15 protein-coding genes are annotated in these 16,718 nt (G+C 61.8%); 8 read left to right on the top strand and 7 right to left on the bottom strand.

Translation table 11 applies throughout. The features are described from left to right. Positions 1-57: 57 nt before the first annotated feature. Genes P12x_RS26380 through P12x_RS26355 form a run of 6 tightly spaced genes read right to left on the bottom strand, consistent with a single transcriptional unit; the run spans position 58 to position 4,598 of the window. Positions 58-1,746, bottom strand: a complete 1,689-nt coding sequence (locus P12x_RS26380; protein ID WP_435008010.1) for a DEAD/DEAH box helicase — start codon at positions 1,744-1,746, stop codon at positions 58-60. A gap of 2 nt (positions 1,747-1,748) precedes the next feature. Further along, complete coding sequence (locus tag P12x_RS26375; RefSeq protein WP_435008009.1) at positions 1,749-2,489, bottom strand: hypothetical protein; 741 nt, start codon at positions 2,487-2,489, stop codon at positions 1,749-1,751. Between the two features lies 1 nt (position 2,490). Continuing rightward, the gene (locus P12x_RS26370) at positions 2,491-3,006 is read right to left on the bottom strand and encodes a DUF669 domain-containing protein (protein ID WP_435008008.1); all 516 of its coding nucleotides are present in this window, start codon (positions 3,004-3,006) and stop codon (positions 2,491-2,493) included. Between the two features lie 30 nt (positions 3,007-3,036). Continuing rightward, positions 3,037-3,822 carry an ATP-binding protein gene (locus P12x_RS26365; RefSeq protein ID WP_435008007.1) on the bottom strand — a complete coding sequence of 262 codons (786 nt, stop codon included), beginning with the start codon at positions 3,820-3,822 and terminating at the stop codon, positions 3,037-3,039. Beyond that, positions 3,815-4,204, bottom strand: a complete 390-nt coding sequence (locus P12x_RS26360) for a hypothetical protein (protein ID WP_435008006.1) — start codon at positions 4,202-4,204, stop codon at positions 3,815-3,817. Before P12x_RS26360 ends, P12x_RS26365 begins: the two co-directional genes overlap by 8 nt. A gap of 4 nt (positions 4,205-4,208) precedes the next feature. Next, positions 4,209-4,598, bottom strand: a complete 390-nt coding sequence (locus P12x_RS26355; RefSeq protein WP_435008005.1) for a hypothetical protein — start codon at positions 4,596-4,598, stop codon at positions 4,209-4,211. A gap of 161 nt (positions 4,599-4,759) precedes the next feature. Here P12x_RS26355 and P12x_RS26350 point away from each other — a divergent pair, with 161 nt between their 5' ends. Next, complete coding sequence (locus tag P12x_RS26350; protein WP_435008004.1) at positions 4,760-7,072, top strand: PriCT-2 domain-containing protein; 2,313 nt, start codon at positions 4,760-4,762, stop codon at positions 7,070-7,072. 37 nt (positions 7,073-7,109) lie between these two features. On the opposite strand, the gene P12x_RS26345 is transcribed toward P12x_RS26350, so the two are convergent. Continuing rightward, entirely contained in the window at positions 7,110-10,778 is a 3,669-nt protein-coding gene (locus P12x_RS26345; protein WP_435008003.1) for an RNA-binding domain-containing protein, read from the bottom strand. 646 nt (positions 10,779-11,424) lie between these two features. On the opposite strand from P12x_RS26345, the gene P12x_RS26340 reads away from it, so the two are divergent. The 7 genes from P12x_RS26340 (at position 11,425) to P12x_RS26310 (ending at position 16,709) form a co-directional block, all read left to right on the top strand. Continuing rightward, a complete protein-coding gene (locus tag P12x_RS26340) occupies positions 11,425-12,063 on the top strand; it encodes a hypothetical protein (RefSeq protein ID WP_435008002.1) in 639 nt (212 codons plus the stop codon). A 138-nt stretch (positions 12,064-12,201) separates the two neighbouring features. Continuing rightward, positions 12,202-12,834: a terminase small subunit gene (locus P12x_RS26335; RefSeq protein WP_435008001.1), complete on the top strand. Its 633-nt coding sequence runs from the start codon at positions 12,202-12,204 to the stop codon at positions 12,832-12,834. Continuing rightward, positions 12,773-14,050, top strand: coding sequence for a DNA-packaging protein (locus P12x_RS26330; protein WP_435008000.1), 1,278 nt, complete (start codon positions 12,773-12,775; stop codon positions 14,048-14,050). The genes P12x_RS26335 and P12x_RS26330 overlap by 62 nt, the downstream gene beginning before the upstream one ends. 5 nt (positions 14,051-14,055) lie before the next feature. Further along, positions 14,056-15,369 (top strand): phage portal protein, encoded by a 1,314-nt coding sequence (locus P12x_RS26325; protein ID WP_435007999.1) that lies wholly within the window; start codon positions 14,056-14,058, stop codon positions 15,367-15,369. A 34-nt stretch (positions 15,370-15,403) separates the two neighbouring features. Further along, entirely contained in the window at positions 15,404-16,114 is a 711-nt protein-coding gene (locus P12x_RS26320; RefSeq protein ID WP_435007998.1) for a phage minor head protein, read from the top strand. Continuing rightward, positions 16,111-16,488, top strand: coding sequence for a hypothetical protein (locus tag P12x_RS26315; protein ID WP_435007997.1), 378 nt, complete (start codon positions 16,111-16,113; stop codon positions 16,486-16,488). Before P12x_RS26320 ends, P12x_RS26315 begins: the two co-directional genes overlap by 4 nt. Beyond that, positions 16,485-16,709 (top strand): hypothetical protein, encoded by a 225-nt coding sequence (locus tag P12x_RS26310; RefSeq protein ID WP_435007996.1) that lies wholly within the window; start codon positions 16,485-16,487, stop codon positions 16,707-16,709. Before P12x_RS26315 ends, P12x_RS26310 begins: the two co-directional genes overlap by 4 nt. The last annotated feature ends 9 nt before the right edge of the window (positions 16,710-16,718 follow it).

Raw genomic sequence — 16,718 nt, 5'->3', positions numbered from 1 at the left:
TGGGCGAGCGTGCAGAGGCCGTTCTTCCAGTTCTCGCAGGTGTTGCAAGACCGCTTTTCAGTAAGGCTCTCCAAGAAAATCAATAGGCTCTTGAGCCCCTGTATCAGCTCCTGTTTCTTCTGCGGGCTCAGTAATTGTGAATCCTGTGAGGTCATATCCTGTTATCTCCCAAAATTTCTCTCCCTTCTTCACCCGAATGGCGAAGGTTTTCTTCAACGCATCTGCGTAATAGAGCGCGATCCCGATACTGTCCGGCGGCTCGACCGGGCTGCGTCTCTTCCACCAGTCGACCGCTTTCCCGCGAGCGAACCCGGGCGCATGTTCGAGGCAGATCCACTCCCGGTAAGTGTTGATGCCGCAGTGGTACTCGACCCGCATCGTCGGAATCTTATCGGGCTTTTCGTGCTTGTGGTAGCTTACCGAATCGACCCTCATCCATTCGCCGAGGTATGGCTGCGGGAGGTCGCCCAACGCCATGACTTCCCCTGTGCTCGCAGTCGTACCGTGGTTGATCCGCTCAGGCGGGGTGAACTCCCGGCCGCAATCGGCGCACTCGAGAGCCCCCAGCGGGGACGCCATGCGGCAATCTGGGCAAATCAGGCAGGATCGCTCGTGCGACTCCCGTTTCCCTCGGGTTCCGGCCGCCCGGGGCGGTTTGACGTGGGTGATCGGACCGTGCCGCTCGATGTTCCCGGCGTAGTCGAGCACGAGGCAATTCCGCTTTCCTGGGGCCGTCCTCATGCCCCTGCCCAGGATCTGCGTGTAGAGCCCCGGGGAGGTCGTCGGACGTAGAAGGACGAGCAGGTCGATGTTCGGGGCGTCAAACCCCGTGGTGAGCACGTTGGCGTTCGTGACTGCCCGTAGTGTCCCTGCCTTGAACGCCTTCAGGATCGCGTCACGCTCTTCGTCCGGCGTTTCACCTGTCACGGTAGCCGCGTCCACGCCCCGCAATCGCAGAGCCTCCGCGACGTGCTCGGCATGTCCGACCCCGGCGCAGAAGAAGAGCCACGACCTGCGGTCCCCCGCCAAGGCGAAGACCTCGTCCAGGGCGGCTGCGGTCAGGGCCTCCTTGTCCATCGCCGTTTCGGAGTCGCGGGCGTTGAACTCCCCGGCGATCATGCCGACTTCGGAGAGGTCGGCCTGCACGACCGAGGATTTGCTGATGAGCGGGCTGATGTGCCCGGCCTCGAGCAGCTCCTGAAGTGAAATCTCGACGGCGATGTCCGTGAACAGGCGTCCCTTTCCCTCGTGAAGCATTCCTGTTTTCAGCCGGTAGGCGGTAGCAGTCAGCCCGACCACTTTGAGTCGAGGATTGATCTCCTTGAGGCCGTCGATGAACTGGCGGTACATGCCGTCCGAGTCCGGCGAGAGAAGGTGGCACTCGTCAATGAGAAGGAGGTCGCGCCAGCCGAAGATATGGGGCTTTCGGAAGGCCGACTGGATGCTCGCGACGGTGATCGGGTCGCGGGGCGATTTCTGGCCCAGCCCGGCGGAGTAGAGACCGGCGGGCGCCTTTGGCCAGAACGAGACGATCTTCCCGTAGTTCTGCTCCAGCAGTTCCTTGACGTGGCTCAGGACCATCAGCCTCTGGTCGGGCCATGTCTCAAGGATGAGTTTGCAGAGCGCCCCGATGATGACGCTCTTCCCGCTGCCGGTCGGGGCGACGATCAGGGGATTGCCGGAGGCGTGCTCGAAATACTGAAACAGACCTTCGATGGCGCGTTGCTGATAGTCGCGAAGCTGCATGGTCAGGACGCAAATTGACCATGGCACGCATCACGAAAATCGCACCATTTGCATTTGAAAAACTCGGGCCTCTCGCTCAACCGGGCCGGGGGCGAAGCAGCGGACAGAATTCGCTGGGCCTTGGCCAGGAGCGCCTTGGCCATCACCGGGTTGGCCTCGGTCCGGCAGGAATCGAACTCTCTTCCCCCGGGCGTGCTCACCGTCAGGTAGTGGCGGTTAAGGTCGAGTAACTCCATGTAGAGGACGCTTTGCGCGTAATAGACGGGATCCCACGCGGCCAGCGACGCCTTCTCGCCCACCGTGGCCTTCAGCTTCCGCAACTCGTCGTATTTCTTCTGGCCGACCTGCTTGTGTTCCCAGACATGGGAGGTACCCGGTGCCTGCAGCAGCCCCCTGATCACTCCGTCGACGTGCCAGCCGAATCGCCCGTCGAACAGAGTCCCGCCGATCTGGCCGCCGGTCTGCTCGTCCTCCGTCCATAACTCGACGCCCGGAACCATCCGCAGACGCTCGGCCATGACCGCCTCGCCGCGGTGTCCGTCCTCGAACCGCTTGAGGCTGGCCGCGTTGAACGGCAGGCGCGGAACCTCGGGCCGGATCGAGTACCAGAGCTTCCGCTCGCACTCTTCACCGATTGCGGACGCCCCGAGGTAGGAGCGGCGCGGCGCTAACGCCGCTCTCCGCTCCAACTCCCGGTCGATCGCCGCGAGGGTGGGGTCAACCACTTCGGGGATCAGGGCCATGCTACTTCTTCGCCCAGGCCGGGGCGGCTTTCGCCCCGGTAGCGGCTGCCGTGCCGGTCGAAGCCGGAGCAGAGGCAGACGAAGCACCACCAACGGCTTCGTAGCCCTTGATGATATTGCGCGCGTTGTAGCCTTCCTTCTTCTCGACATCCACTTTGATCATCAGCGGGCGGTTATGCAACTCGTTCGAGTCCTTTACGCGCAGCTTGCCGATCGCGTGGCAGATCGCCGAGAAATCCTTCTGTGCGATTTCCTGGGCGACCGGGTTGCTGTTGACGATGTTGAGGTTGTTGAAGATCAGGGCGCCGTCGAAGGCTCCCTCAATCACCTTGAACGTCATAGCGAGAAGACGGTCGTTCGCTCCCTCGGAGCCGTATTGCTGAGCTTCGGCCGCCTTCTTGGTCGGCTTCACGTCACTGGCTTCGATGATTGCCTTGTACCATCCCGGGGGGATGTTCTCGCGAGGTTTCGAGGGTTCGATAGCTTCTGCATTAAATTCTTGTCCTAAAAATGCCATAAGTATTTCCTTTCGTAGGTTGATATGTAGTTACGCTGCCTCGGCACTCGCCTCGGAAGCCGGAGGTTCAGACAAAGCCGCTGTCATCGCCTCATTAAACGCTCCCCATGAGAACGGCAGCTCGGCGGGGAGACCATACCGGTTGCCAGCCATAAAGGCTGGGCTCTCGACCGTGTGGAGAACACGATCGCCGGCCCGGCCCTTGGTGACTTTCTTTTTGAAGCCCACATCCTTCGCGTCGATGTAGACGTCCTGATTCGCGAACAGCAGGCAGTCCGACCATTCCGTGAGGATGGCGGCGGACTTGGCGTGCAGCTTGAGTTGGTGACGGTCGTAGGAATCGGTCAGCGGGTTGTCGTAGCGCTTCACCTGGTCGTGGGCAATCAGAACCACGGCCATTCCCTTGTCGTTGCGCAGGGCGGTCAATCCGTCGAAGAGCTGTTTCCAGAGGTTGACCCCGGCGACGTACCCCGCGCCATAGCCGATATCTTCGATGGATTTCTTTCCGGCCTCGGCCGCTACCTGCTGGAAAATCAGAGCTTCGAGCCAGTCGGCCGAATCGAGGATGACAGTGGAGAACGGGTGCTCCTGCGTGTAGAGGGCCTCGACAGCGCCGATCACGTCGCCGTAGGACGTGAGCTTATCCTTGGCGACACGAGCAACGTTCAGGGCACCTGATCCGCCCTCTATGTCGAGGATGATGGCGCCCTCGATGTCGGCGGCGAAGGTCGTTTTGCCGATCTTCGGCGGTCCGTAGAGCACTATGCGCGGCGGGAGGATGACTCGGGAGGCTTTGATTTCAGAGAGGTTAAGCATTGGTTGTTCCTTTCGTTGGTTCTTGTTGGAAGTGCTTTTCGACAGCGATCAAGGCCTGCGAAGTATTCGTCACACAAAGATTCGTGACGCCTACGAAGAAATCGCAGTCGCCGTTTAGCTCTCGCTGGGCAATAGGCTTGTGATTGCTGAAGCGGACTTTGAACGGTTTGTGACCTGCCATAGATACTGTGATGTATTTGGAGAACGTCTGGCGTGCCTCATAGAGCGTCAGTATGTAACCACGGTCCAGCAGCGTTTCGCAGAAGCCGATCCACTTCGGCTTGTCGTAACCGGCGTTTTTCAGGATATCCGTCCGCTTGACGAGCATGGGCAAAGTCACAGCGTCGTTGGTTGCTTTCCTGATTTTGTTCCGCTTACCCATCACTCTATTCCTTCACGCTGAACGCCGGCTTTTTCGGCTTGAGCGTCAGGGCGGGCTGGATCTTCTTATATGCCTCCGGCAGATTCTCACGCAGGTAGCTGATGGCCTTGCCGTCCGGCTTCCAGGTGCCGGTAAACGGGAACGGAACCGAGGCGTTCCATTCCTGGTACGCGGCGTTGAGCTGCTCCTGCGACCACTCCTCCGAGAAGCCGGTGGCGATCTTCATGCCCGTCGGGAGCGTGTACGTGCCCTTGTCCGGCAGTTCGGACTGAGTCAATTCATAAATCTGGGATTCGATGGCAATGCGGCGGGCGTTCGCGTCGCTTTCGTTCTGCTTTTCGATCTTCCACGCATCGGTGAGAAGGGCGAGTTGCTGCTTTGTGCTTTCATCCATAAAGGCTCCATAAGTTGGTTGTTGCATAAGTCATTTAATTCAAGTATGAACAAACTATATGGAATATTTTGGAAGCGCAACAACTATTTTGGAGAAAATGAGATGGAACTATGGACCCTGGCTCAAACCGCTGAGTTCTTGAAGGTTTCCTACGATCAGCTATGGAATATGCTCGATCGGGGAGACCCTCACCCACCCTACATCGTGGTGGGGAAACGCAAGCGATTCATTCGCTCCCAGGTGGAGCAATGGGTGTCGGAACAGACCGTAGCTCCTGCTCCGGTCCCCGCCGTATGACCCGAAGCCCCTTTCAACTCGCCGCTCCCGACCTTCGCACCCGCGGTTACTCAGTCATCCCGCTCGCACCCACCCAGAAATACCCCACCATCGACCGCTGGTCGGAGTTCTGCAGCCGATTGCCCACCGACGAGGAGCACGCCCGCTGGATGGGATGGGTGGCCTCGAACGTAGGCCTTTGCCTCGGCTCGGCAAGCGGCGTCATGGCACTCGACTTCGACGACGATGTCGACCGCCTGCACGCCAGTATCCTCGCGGTAATCCCGGACTCCCCGGTCAAGAAACGCGGAGCCAAGGGCTTCACGGCGTTTTACCGGTATTCCGGCCAGCGCAGCCACGGCTACAGCGTCAGGGGCACGCGTGTGCTCGACGTCCTTTCCGAGGGACGCCAGACCGTCCTTCCGCCGTCCCTGCACCCGTCCGGGGGCTCGTACGAGTGGGTCACGCTGCTGACGCTGGCCGACATCGCTCCGAGCGATCTCCCTGAGATCCCGGCCGCCTCCATGCAGGTGATCGCCTCCTTGTTCCGCCCGGAGCCGGTCAAGGCCGCTCCACGGCTGAACTTTCACGACCCGTATCGGGAGACGGATCTCGCGGACATCGCCGAAGCCCTTCGTTGCATCCCGGCCGACGATTACGACGTCTGGATCAGGATGGGCATGGCCCTGCGGCAACACCTGGGAGATCGGGGGATGGAGCTCTGGGACCAGTGGTCGTCGACCAGCCCGAAATATTCCGGGCCGGAGATTCCGAAGCGGTGGCGGAGCTTCAACCGGGGGGACATCACGATCGCGAGCCTCTTTTACACGGCGATGGACCACGGCTACATCCATCCCCGCCGGGTCCCCGACCGAGCCGACCTGCCGCAGGTCGAGATCGAGGAAGGCGGTAACCTCCGCCCTTTCGTAGTGGGCCGCGTGGACTCCTCGCCCGATCCCGCGGCCAGCATCCTGAACCCTCCGGGCCTGGTCGGTAGGATCGCCCGCTGGATCAACGCGACCTCGATTTACCCGCAACCCATGCTCGCCGTCGCCGCCGCGATCACGGCAGCCGGCGCGGCCATGAGCCACAAGGTCCAGTCTCCGACCAGATTGCGGACAAATTTCTACTCGATGGGCCTCGCTCCGAGCGGCGCCGGCAAGGACCACGCCCGCGACTGCGTCACGACGCTCCTCTGCAGGTCGGGGCTCGACGGGCTTGTCGGGGGCACCCCGGCAAGCGGTGCGGGCATGCTGACGGCCCTCCGGGAGGGCGGCGGCAAGTGCCTTGTGCTCTGGGACGAGTTCGGCCGCGTGCTGAAGAACCTGACGCACAAGAACGCCGGCAGCCACCAGCGGGACATCCTGACCTACCTGGTTGAGCTATTCTCTTCGGCCAAGAGCATGTACGCCGGGGTCCAATACGCGAACCATGACGGCAAGATGAAGCGGACGCCGATCGAGCAGCCCTGCCTCTCGGTCTACGCCACGACCGTCCCTGAGCGATTCTTTCAGACCCTGACGTCGGACGACGCGATCGACGGCTTCCTGGCCCGGTGGCTGGTGTTCGAGTCGAAGGACTACACCCTGAAGCCCGCGACGCCGGCGGGGGATGTGAACGACCCGCCCGAGGACCTGGTCCTCGAGGTGAGGCGATGGAAGGACGCCCCGAGCAACTACGACCCGCGCGGGAACATAGACGGGGTGTTAAGGATCAGCCCGATGGTGGTCAGCTACGAGGCGGAGGCCGAGCAACTGCTGACCGTCTACGCCGAGGCCATGCGCCGCCGTGCCGCCGAGGAATCGGCGAACCGGACCGGTCTCTCGGCTATCTACGCCCGCTCCGCCGAGCACGCCATCAAGCTGGCTTTGGCAGCCCATGACGGAGACACGATCGGATTGGAGGCCATGCGGTGGGGTATCGCCGTGGCGGACCACTGCGCCGCCTATATGGCCGAGGCGGTGAAGCAGAATGTCGCCGAGAACGATTACGAACGGGCATTAAACGCCGTGCTCAGGGCGATCAGGGACGGCAAGGGCCAGTGGCTCGACAGCCGGACACTGATCAACCGGACCCGGAACATGAAGTTCAGAGACCGCAACGAGATCATCGCCAGCCTGATCGAGATGGGCGAAATAGAGCGGGAGGAGGTCGAGACGGCGACGAAGAAGGCGTATCGGTACAGGGTGTTGAGGTGACGACAATCGTCATCCATCGGCCTGAGCGGCGTGCGCTTTACTCAGGGTTTTTGACCGACCAGGCCCGGAGGCCGTCGTAGCTGAACCCCAGGTAGAAGGTCACGGGACGGTTCTCCGAATGCCCGCGGCTATAGCCCCCCTTTGCCGGGACGAAGAACGCCTTGAGGCCGCATTCGAGGTCGATCGACCCGGCCTGCGGCGTCTTGATCTCCGCGATGCGCCCGCCGATTCTCGCCAGCGGCTCGACGTTCTCCCAGAAATCGGCCTCCTTAAGCCACTGGCCCAGGGATGACTGGTGGACGAGCGATGCGAGGCCTGATTGAAGGCCCAGCCATTCGAAGCTGATGGTGCGGTTGCGGCGGAATTGCGCTTTCTTGCGGCACTCTTCGAGGAATCTCAGGCTCTCGTCCAAGGCCAAGGTCGACCCCTCGATCGCCTGGATGGCCTTCAGCACGTAGAGGTAATAGCTGGCATCGAGGGAGCCGGTATTGGCCCTCCAGTAGGCGATTCGCTCGATTACGGATTCGATGCTCGGTGGGCTACTGACCCGCCGGACGGCGCGGACCCAGAGTCGGAGATCCTTATCGTTGTCGGCCTCCTCGTTCATGTTCTGCCCGAGCAGGTGCACGATCCGGTCGGCTTCCTTCGGTCTGAGATCTTCCCAGCAATGTTGGCAACGGGCCAGGTAAGTCCAGACGATCGACCGGCGGACAGAAGGTTGATACACCCCCTTTCGGCTCAGGAGGCTGTCCCAGACCTGGAGGGCGCTCTCCGTCCGCCCGTGCAGGCGGTCAAGGTCGGCGCGGCACCGCTCCTCGTAATAGTCCGGATCCTCGCCCTCGCGGAAGCGGTGGACCTGGTCTAGCAGGTCTTCGGCCCGGTCCAGTGCGTCGCGGATGTCACGATCGGCGTCCTTGCTGGCGAGATAGCCGAGCATGCCGCCGAGGAAATTGGCCCCGCAGAAGTCGAGCAGGCGGATCAGCATCTGCGTCTCGCTGATATAGCCATGGACGTCGTCCGGGGCGAGCTCCCGCGCCTTCTGAAACGAGTCGCTGGCGATTTTGGCCAGCGCGACGGCCTCGGAAATGGACTTCTTCTCCTGAAGGACCTGGTATAGCTGGCTGCGGACGGCCATGCCCCGCATGTGGTGCAGGAGGTGGTCCTCCCGCTGCCGGGCGATGGCTCGATCGATGGTCTCGATGGCCAGCACGTAATCCTTCTGGACGAGGTAGTAGAAGCGGCCGAGGTGGGCCAAAAAGTGGGCCTCATCCGGGTAGAGTTCGACGAGCTTCCGGAGGCATTCGAGTTGCCCCTCCAGCGCAGGGATGTCGCTGATGAGCTTGGAGAATTTCGCCGCGGCGGAACGCTCGGTGCCTAGGTCGTCCCTGTTGTCGCGATAAACGAAGGCGCGCCTGGCGACCTCGAGCAACTCCCCGCCTGGGACCGGGTCGTCGCCTCGGCAGAATTCGGCGAACCTGATCGCCCAGACGGACAGCCTCTGCTTCCAAATCCGGCGGTCGCCGCCTCCGGGGGCCAGCAGCTGCACGAGGATCTCGAGGGCGATGAGTTCGTGGGATGGCCGCCAAGCCCCGCCGTCCTCGTCAACCTCGACGAGGAGCTCCCGCGTTGCGGGCGGCAGAACCCCATCATCAAGCCTCACCGAGCGGTTTCTCGCGACGCCGAGGCTCGCCGCGAACGCCTGCTGGGGGATCGTTCGCTGGGCATAGTGGTGGGCCAGCGCGGTGAAGCCGACGATCTCGCGCTGAACCTCGCTCAGCGGGGAGAGCCGCTCCCGGACGTAGGGCTCCAGACCCAGAAAATCCTGGCCGAAAGCCTGCAGCCCGAAGTAGAAGGCCGTATGTTTGTATCGTTCTGGGACGTGGGCCAGTGCTTCCAGTTCCCTCTGCCTGTCCGGGACCTCGCGGGAAAAGGCGACGACGAAGCGGTTGAGCTCAGTGGAATCAAGCTCCGAGGCCAGGTAGACGGTACGCTTCCGATCCTCCTGGGCCTCCTGCCGCCGGACAGTCTGCAGGAACTTCACTGGGAGATGGCGGCTGCTGACGTGATTGTAAAGCTCATCGAACTGCCGCTCGGCGACGCGGGCCCCGTCCACGAGCAGCAGGACGCATAGCCCCGTTTGGGATGCGAGATAATCCAGCCGGTTAGCCGTCTCGGACGGGGAGGTGGTGCGGAGGAGGATGGCGCAGGGATAGCTATGGCGGAAATCCCAGAGCATGCGATGGGCGAGCGTGGTGCCGCCGGCCCCGGCCGCGTGGTAGAGATTGATCCGGACGGCAGGCCTTCGCTTTAGCTCGGTGTCGACGATTCGCTTGAGGATCCCGGTCTTGGTCCGCTCTACGTCGATATGGTTGGCCAGATCGCACCAGGCGATCGGGGCGCCGCGGAGAAAGTCCTTGCCGACCTCTCGGCCGTTCGGAGGGAGCTCGCTTGTGCTCATGCAGACCAGGTCGAGTTCTTCTTCCAGCCACCGGAGCTCGATCGCGGGCGGCGTGATCGGGACGCCGCTGCTGGAGGGGAGTTCGATCTCCCGGTCCCCGGAGGCGTCCCTCCCCGGCGCGAGACGGGCCAGGCCGTGCCCTAACTGAGCGATGGGGATCGTGAACAGCCGGGCGCCGATATCCTGGGCCATATCCTCCATGACGTCACGGACGTCAGTGACGATCGTGTAGTCCGCCGCCTCCTGGAAGACATCCCCGCTCCACTCCAGAACATATTTCAGGTAATCGGAATACTCGGAACCGTACGCGAGCACTACGCACGTGATCGGGGCTGGGCTCACCTCACTGGATATTCGATCCAGTTGCTTCTCGATCTCCTTGCGATACATCCCCCGCCATTTCTTACGATCCTCCGGAACAAGGGAATTGGGGCGCCCTTCCAGACCGCGGGCGAAGAACCAGACCGTGCCGCGCGACGGATCCGAGAGCGGGTCCTGCCCCCGGGTGACAAGATGCAGGCTGCGCCTTGACTCCAGCGACGGCATTACAGCCTTCAACAGGCCCGTCCGATCGCTACCGGGGTCCAGGTCGAAGACGGCGGTCCAGGGATAGAACCCGAGTGCTGACAGAGACGAGGCCTCGGCCTCGCCCAACGGTGTCGTGAAGAGCACATACCGGCGGGATGGGTCGAACCTCCAGACGGATTCGCAGAATTCGCCCCAGGGCAAGTCCGACTCGTCCGCCGGAGGGCCGGCCGACCGCCCCGCGCTCTCGAACCAGGAGATGATCCTGTGGCATTCGTCCGGGGCGGCCGCGTCGTTCTGGGATCCTCGCCGGAAGTAAAGCTTTTTGAGCTTCAAAACGTTGCCGTGCTCCTGGATCGGGTAACAGGGGCCGCTCTGGTCTTCGGGTATTACGATGACGCCGAACTCGCGCCCCTGGAATTGAACGACCTCGTAGCTGAACCTGGGATGGGGCTGCACCCATTTGGCGAACTGCGATTGAAGGTCCGCGTCGTCGGGATGGGCGCTTACGCCCTTCAGCTGCGGCTGGCCGTTAGTCGACTTCTTGACCCCGGTGACGATGTAGGCCGGGCCTTCGCGCGGGGTGTTAACCATGCAGATGATATCTTTAATAAAGCCAATTTTCTTCGCCTCGTCGGACAGGTTTGGATAGTTATCGCTCTTGAAGTCGATGGACTCCCCCTCCATCCGCATCAGCAGCCGCTCAAAGTCCGAACCATTCATAGTGCTTTGCCCGGGTGATCGAAGGGTGACTTTCGGACGCAACCTCCGGCCGTCCATAGGGCCTACGACCGGGAAATCGACCTGATCCATCCATCAAGCGAAGACGGGATCGTCAGACACGGGGCAATCCCCAACCCCGCAAGTCGGCCACATGGACCCGATCAACGAATACGTTTGCACGCATTCGGCCATTCTTGGTCCGGCCAACTTGGCATTCTCGCACCTGGGATATGGCCACTCAAGGGGCTCCTGCGGCTAACGGAAGCTCGCAACCGGTGGCCCACACCATCGGCGAGGCCTAGATAATCCGTAATTCTCGCAATAATCCGCAAGTCACCTGGCGTATTATTCGGGCGACTCGAAGGCTGCTTATTCAATATGTTAATTATAATATGATATATTATAATAAATAATACTCATAATCCTTATCTATTCTACCCTCTATTGCTAAATACACGGGGGTGGGTGTTTGAGGGGCTGCATTGCGGATTATTCGAATAACGGCGGGTGAAACCAACAAAACACTATTGCAATCAACAGCTTACACCGCGAGATAATCCGCTTGCGTATTATTCAGCTGCGGATTATTCCCGTTGCGCTCCCAACCCCTTGTGGTACTATCGGGCAAATGAGCTAGGGGTAGCGGATGGAGCAGGAAGCCAAGGCAAAGGACCCGTGGAAGGGCGTTCCCCGGAAGAAGATCATCGATGAGGTCTACCGCCTCCGCGACGCCGTCCGCAGGCTGATCCCGCAATCCCCCGCTCCCTCCCTCCCCGTTGTCGCCGGCCGCGGTGACGATTCGGTCCCCACGGGCTGGGCCGAACGGCATGGGATCACCATCCCCCGCGCGGAAGGCGTATTCGAGTCGGTCGCGGCATGGGTCAGGGTCAAGAACGGCGTCATCATTGGGGCTGGTCTCAAGAACCAGTCCATCCTCTCGCTCGCGATCTCCCTGGACCTGCTCGACCAAGGCGCCGAGCACCACGGCAATTTATACCGAGACTGGAGAGCGGCCTTCCTGTCTCGACTCGATCCGGCGACGTCGGGCGACGCGGGGAGCGACGGCTCGGAGGCATGGACCAAGGAGGACCGCTACAGCAAGCTGATCCACCGCGTCGAGAAAGACTATCTGAACGCCATGGACTGCATCGTGGCCAGCCGCCCCAAGGCCAAGCACCTCGCGGCATTTCAGGCAAACCAGGAGGCCTTCGTTGAGGCGTTCAAGATCGTGGCCAAGGCGATGGTCGAGATCAACCACGAGGCCGAGCAGGCGCAGCACGCATAAGATTTCCACACAAAACGATTGCTAATATCATAAATTCGTCGTAAGTTGGTCTTGCAAAGACGATTTGCCGCGACCGGAATCTGAGTTTTGGAGCGTTTTTATTCCCCGCCATCGAGCGGGGTTTTTCGTTTTAGGAATATGTCAGACAAGCTCACTCCGAAGCAGGAAGCGTTCTGCCTGCGGTACATCGAGACCGGCAACGCGACCGAAGCGTACCGGCTCGCCTACGACGCCGGGGACATGAAACCTGCCAGCATCAGCCGCAAGGCCTTCGAACTGCTGGAAAACGTCAAGATCACGGCCTACCTCGCCGAACTCAAGGCCCGCCAGCTCAAGCGGCATGACGTGACCGTGGACCGCGTGCTGGCAGAGTACGCCAAGCTCGCGTTCCTCGACATCCGCAAAGCGTTCGACGAGCAGGGCAACCTGAAGGGGATTCACGAGCTAGACGACGACACGGCAGCGGCAATCGCCGGGCTTGAAGTGGAAGTAAAGCGGACCTCGGGTGAAGTCGACGAAGAACTGGAAGGGCAGCCTCACGACGGCGCGCTCAGGCGTCAGCACGGCACCACTGCCCGCCTACACAAGATCAAACTCTCCGACAAGCGGGCCGCTCTCGACAGCCTCGCCCGGCACCTGGGCATGTTCGTGGACCGATCAGAGGTCACGCACCGTAAGCCGATCACCGAGATGACAGACGAAGAACTGGATGCAGAAATCGCCGAGTACGAACGAGCTTCGGGAGCGGTACTACCGAGTACTGAAGGCTGAGCAGGAGCGACGAAAGGCCGAGGCCCATAAGTTCGACTGGCTGGCGAACGCCCGCCCGAATCAGATTGCCCCGCCAGAGCCCTGGACCACATGGCTGATTCTCGCAGGCCGCGGGTTCGGTAAGACCCGAACTGGGGCCGAGCAGGTCCGAATATGGGTCAAGAAGTACCCGTTCGTGAACCTGATAGGCGCCACCTCTGACGACGCCCGAGACATCATGATCGAGGGCGAGTCCGGCATCCTCGCCATCTGCCCTCGCGACGAGCGACCGAGATACCTGTCGCAGAAGCGGCAGCTCCTCTGGCCCAACGGCGCGAAGTCACTGATCTTCACGGCCGATGAGCCGGAGCGATTACGCGGTAAGCAGCACATGAAGCTGTGGGCCGACGAATTCTGCGCGTGGCGATACCCCGACGCATGGGATCAGGCAGCCTTCGGCCTCCGCCTCGGTGATAACCCGCAGGCCATCGTCACGACCACGCCGAAGCCTACCAAGGCTCTCAAGGAACTGAAGGCCGATCCTGGCACTGTGGTGACAACCGGTTCGACCTACGACAACCAAGGCAACCTCGCCCCGACCTTCCTGACCAAGATCGTGAGGAAGTACGAGGGCACCCGACTCGGTCGCCAGGAGTTGAACGCCGAGATCCTCGACGACAACCCCGGCGCACTGTGGAAGCGGAAGCAAATCGACGACCTACGGGTCAGCAAGGCGCCTTCGATGCGCCGAATCGTGATCGCCATCGACCCGGCGGCCAAGAAGAATCCGAACAGCGACGAGACCGGAATAACGGCAGAAGGCATGGGCTTCGAGGGCCACGGCTACCTTCTCGCCGACCTCTCCATGCGCGGCACTCCTGAGGAGTGGGGACGCGCAGCAGTGAACGCCTACTACGAGTTCAAAGCGGACCGCATCGTCGCCGAGGTGAACAATGGGGGCGACATGGTCGAGCACGTCATTCGCTCGATCGACAAGAACATCCCCTTCACGGCAGTCCACGCCAGCCGGGGCAAGATTACTCGGGCCGAGCCGATCAGCGCTCTCTACGAGCAAGGGCGTATCCACCACGTCGGCTGCTTCCCGGTGCTCGAAGACCAGATGTGCGAGTACGACCCGAAGACGGCGGACTGGTCGCCTGACCGAATGGACTCGGCGGTCTGGGGCTTTACCGAACTGTTCGGAAACGACAACGAAATCAGAATCAGGAGACTGTAGCGACGATGTGGCCTTTCCGCTCCAAGCAAGCCACGCCGTCGCTGAATCGCAAGAGCGCGTCTTACTTCTTCTCGCTCGGGCTCGGCAAGGCCGGGCTCACGGGCGCCGGGTACGACAAGCTCGCGACCGAGGGCTACGCCGAATGCGTCGTCGCCTTCGCTTGCATCAACATGAAGGCGGCCGCCGTCGCCTCGGTGGACCTCCACCTCTACCAACGCGGCAAGAAGGGCAAGCTGGCAAAGGTCGAGAAACACGACCTCCTGAAGCTGCTTGAAAACCCGAACCCCGCCCAGTCGGGCCGGGAGTTCATGCGGGCCCTGACCAGCTACCAGCAGCTCAGCGGCAACGGCTACGTCTTCGGCAACGGGATCGACTACGCGAGCCGCAAGAGCTTCCCGCCAATGGAGTTGCAGGTCCTGAACCCCGGCAAGATGAAGGTCGAGCCGGGAACGGGCCTGTTCCCGAAGCAGTACGAGTACCGCCCGAACCAGAATGCGGCGACCATTTTCCCGGTTGATCAGATCTCCGGCCGCTCGGCGATCCTGCATTTCAAGTCATTCAACCCGCTGAACCCGTGGTACGGGATGAGCGCCCTTGAAGCCGCCGCCCTCGGGGTGGACATCCACAACGACGGCCAGCGGTGGAACAAGGGCCTGATCGCCAACGGGGCAAGGCCTTCGGGCGCGCTGGTGGTTCAGGGCGAAAACGCGACGCTCTCCGAGGAGCAGTACACCCGCGTCAAGGAGATGATCGACGACCAGTTCAGCGGCACGGCCAACGTCGGCCGCCCCATGCTCCTCGAGGGCGGGCTGGACTGGAAAGAGATGTCCATTAACCCCAAGGACATGGAGTTCCTTGAAGGCAAGCACTCCGCCGCGCGCGATATCGCCCTGGCCTTCGGGGTCCCCCCGCAGCTTCTGGGCATCCCGGGTGACTCGACCTATTCGAATTACTCGGAGGCGAAGCTCGCCTTCTGGACCGACACCGTCCTGCCGCAGCTGGGCTGGACGCTCGACGCCTTCAACCGCTGGCTGACGCCGCTCTACGGCGAGGGGCTCTTCTTCTGGTACGACGAGGAGATGATTCCGGCGCTGGAGCCTCTCCGTAAGGCCAAGGCCGAGCGGATTAACGCCGCGAGCTACATGACGATCAACGAGAAACGACGGGCCATGGGCCTGGACGACGTGGAAGGCGGGGACGTGATTTTCGTGCCTACGACCTCGATACCGCTGGAACTGGCCGGTCAGGTAGACCTGCCGGAGCCGGGGAGCGAGGCGGACCCGGTACCGCCCGCCGCCGACCCGAACGCGGATGACTGACCGCCGCCTGCTGCTCCGGGCATGGGAACACGCCATGACGATCCTTGAGTTCCAACTCAGGGCCGACCAGGGACGGGCCCGAAACGCGATGATCCGCCAGGCGGCCAGGGAATACCTGAAACACGGCCACCCACCGGCCCACGTCTTCATCGCCCACCGCGTCCGCACGAAGGGCGTGATCGAGGACCACTACCGCCGCACCATCCCGGTGTTCGGAGGCATGGCCCTGAGGCAGGTCAAGTCCCGCCGCGTCGAGCGGAAGGCCGCCCAGACGATCTACGAATCGCTGGTGGCCGACTGGATCAAGCGCGAGTCGCTCCGTAAGGCGACGATGATCGCCGACACCGACCGCGACGACGTGCTCGGGGCGATATCTGAGGGCCTGACGGAAGGGCTGGGCACCGAGGAGATCGCAAGGAGCATCCGGAAAGTCAGCGACCTGACTCCCTACCGGGCCGCCACGGTGGCAAGGACCGAGACCCACGCTGCGGCGACGTTTGGGAGCATCGAATCGGTGCGGGAAGCGGAACGCTCGCTAGGCGTGAAGATGAACAAGGAATGGCTGGCGACCCGGGATAACCGGACGCGGCCCGAGCACCTGGCGGCCGACGGGCAGCAGGTGGCGATGGACGAGAAATTCAGCGTCGGCGGGGAGTCGATGGACAGGCCGGGTGATACGGCGGGGAGTGCGGCAAATCTTGTGAACTGCCGGTGTGCGATTATTTACGAGGAGAAGGCTGAGTGATTCCAGTGAAGCAGAGCAAGCTATACGCGAAGGATGGTATCCACAATGGGAACTGTTTTGCTGCCTGCCTTGCCTCACTCCTCGATCTCCCTCTATGGATGGTCCCGCCGTTCGACGACATGTTTGGTCGCAGCGACTGGAGGCCGAGAGTCGACGAATGGCTTTTACGCATGTTCGGCAAGAAGCTGGTGCGGTGGGACACGGGCGATGAGCCCGAGGAATTCCCGGAGTTCTATATCGCCAGTGGTAAATCGCAACGTGGCGTACAGCACTCGGTGATCTACAGCAATGGCGTAATGGTTCACGACCCGCACTACAGCGACAGCGGCATCGCCGATGTTGACTGGGTCTGGTATCTCGCGCCGGCCGCATGACAGCGGACCGCATCCTTTCGCAGCACGGCAACGTCATCGCTGCCGACTTCAAGCCGCGCCCGTGGTGGGAGGAACTCACCGTCACGATCAAATGCGAATGGCTCTATCTCGACGGGATTGTCGGCCTACTCCGCGTGACCACAAGCTTCGCGGGTAAGCCATGTGGCGAGCCCCAACACCTCTTCGCCGACCTGGCCACCGGCCAAATCGCAACTCTGTAACAACTCTGG

Source organism: Tundrisphaera lichenicola, assembly GCF_051175385.1.
Classification (GTDB): Bacteria; Planctomycetota; Planctomycetia; order Isosphaerales; family Isosphaeraceae; genus Tundrisphaera; species Tundrisphaera lichenicola.
Note: the sequence above shows the minus strand (reverse complement) of the source record. Positions and strands in the feature narration are given on the sequence as shown.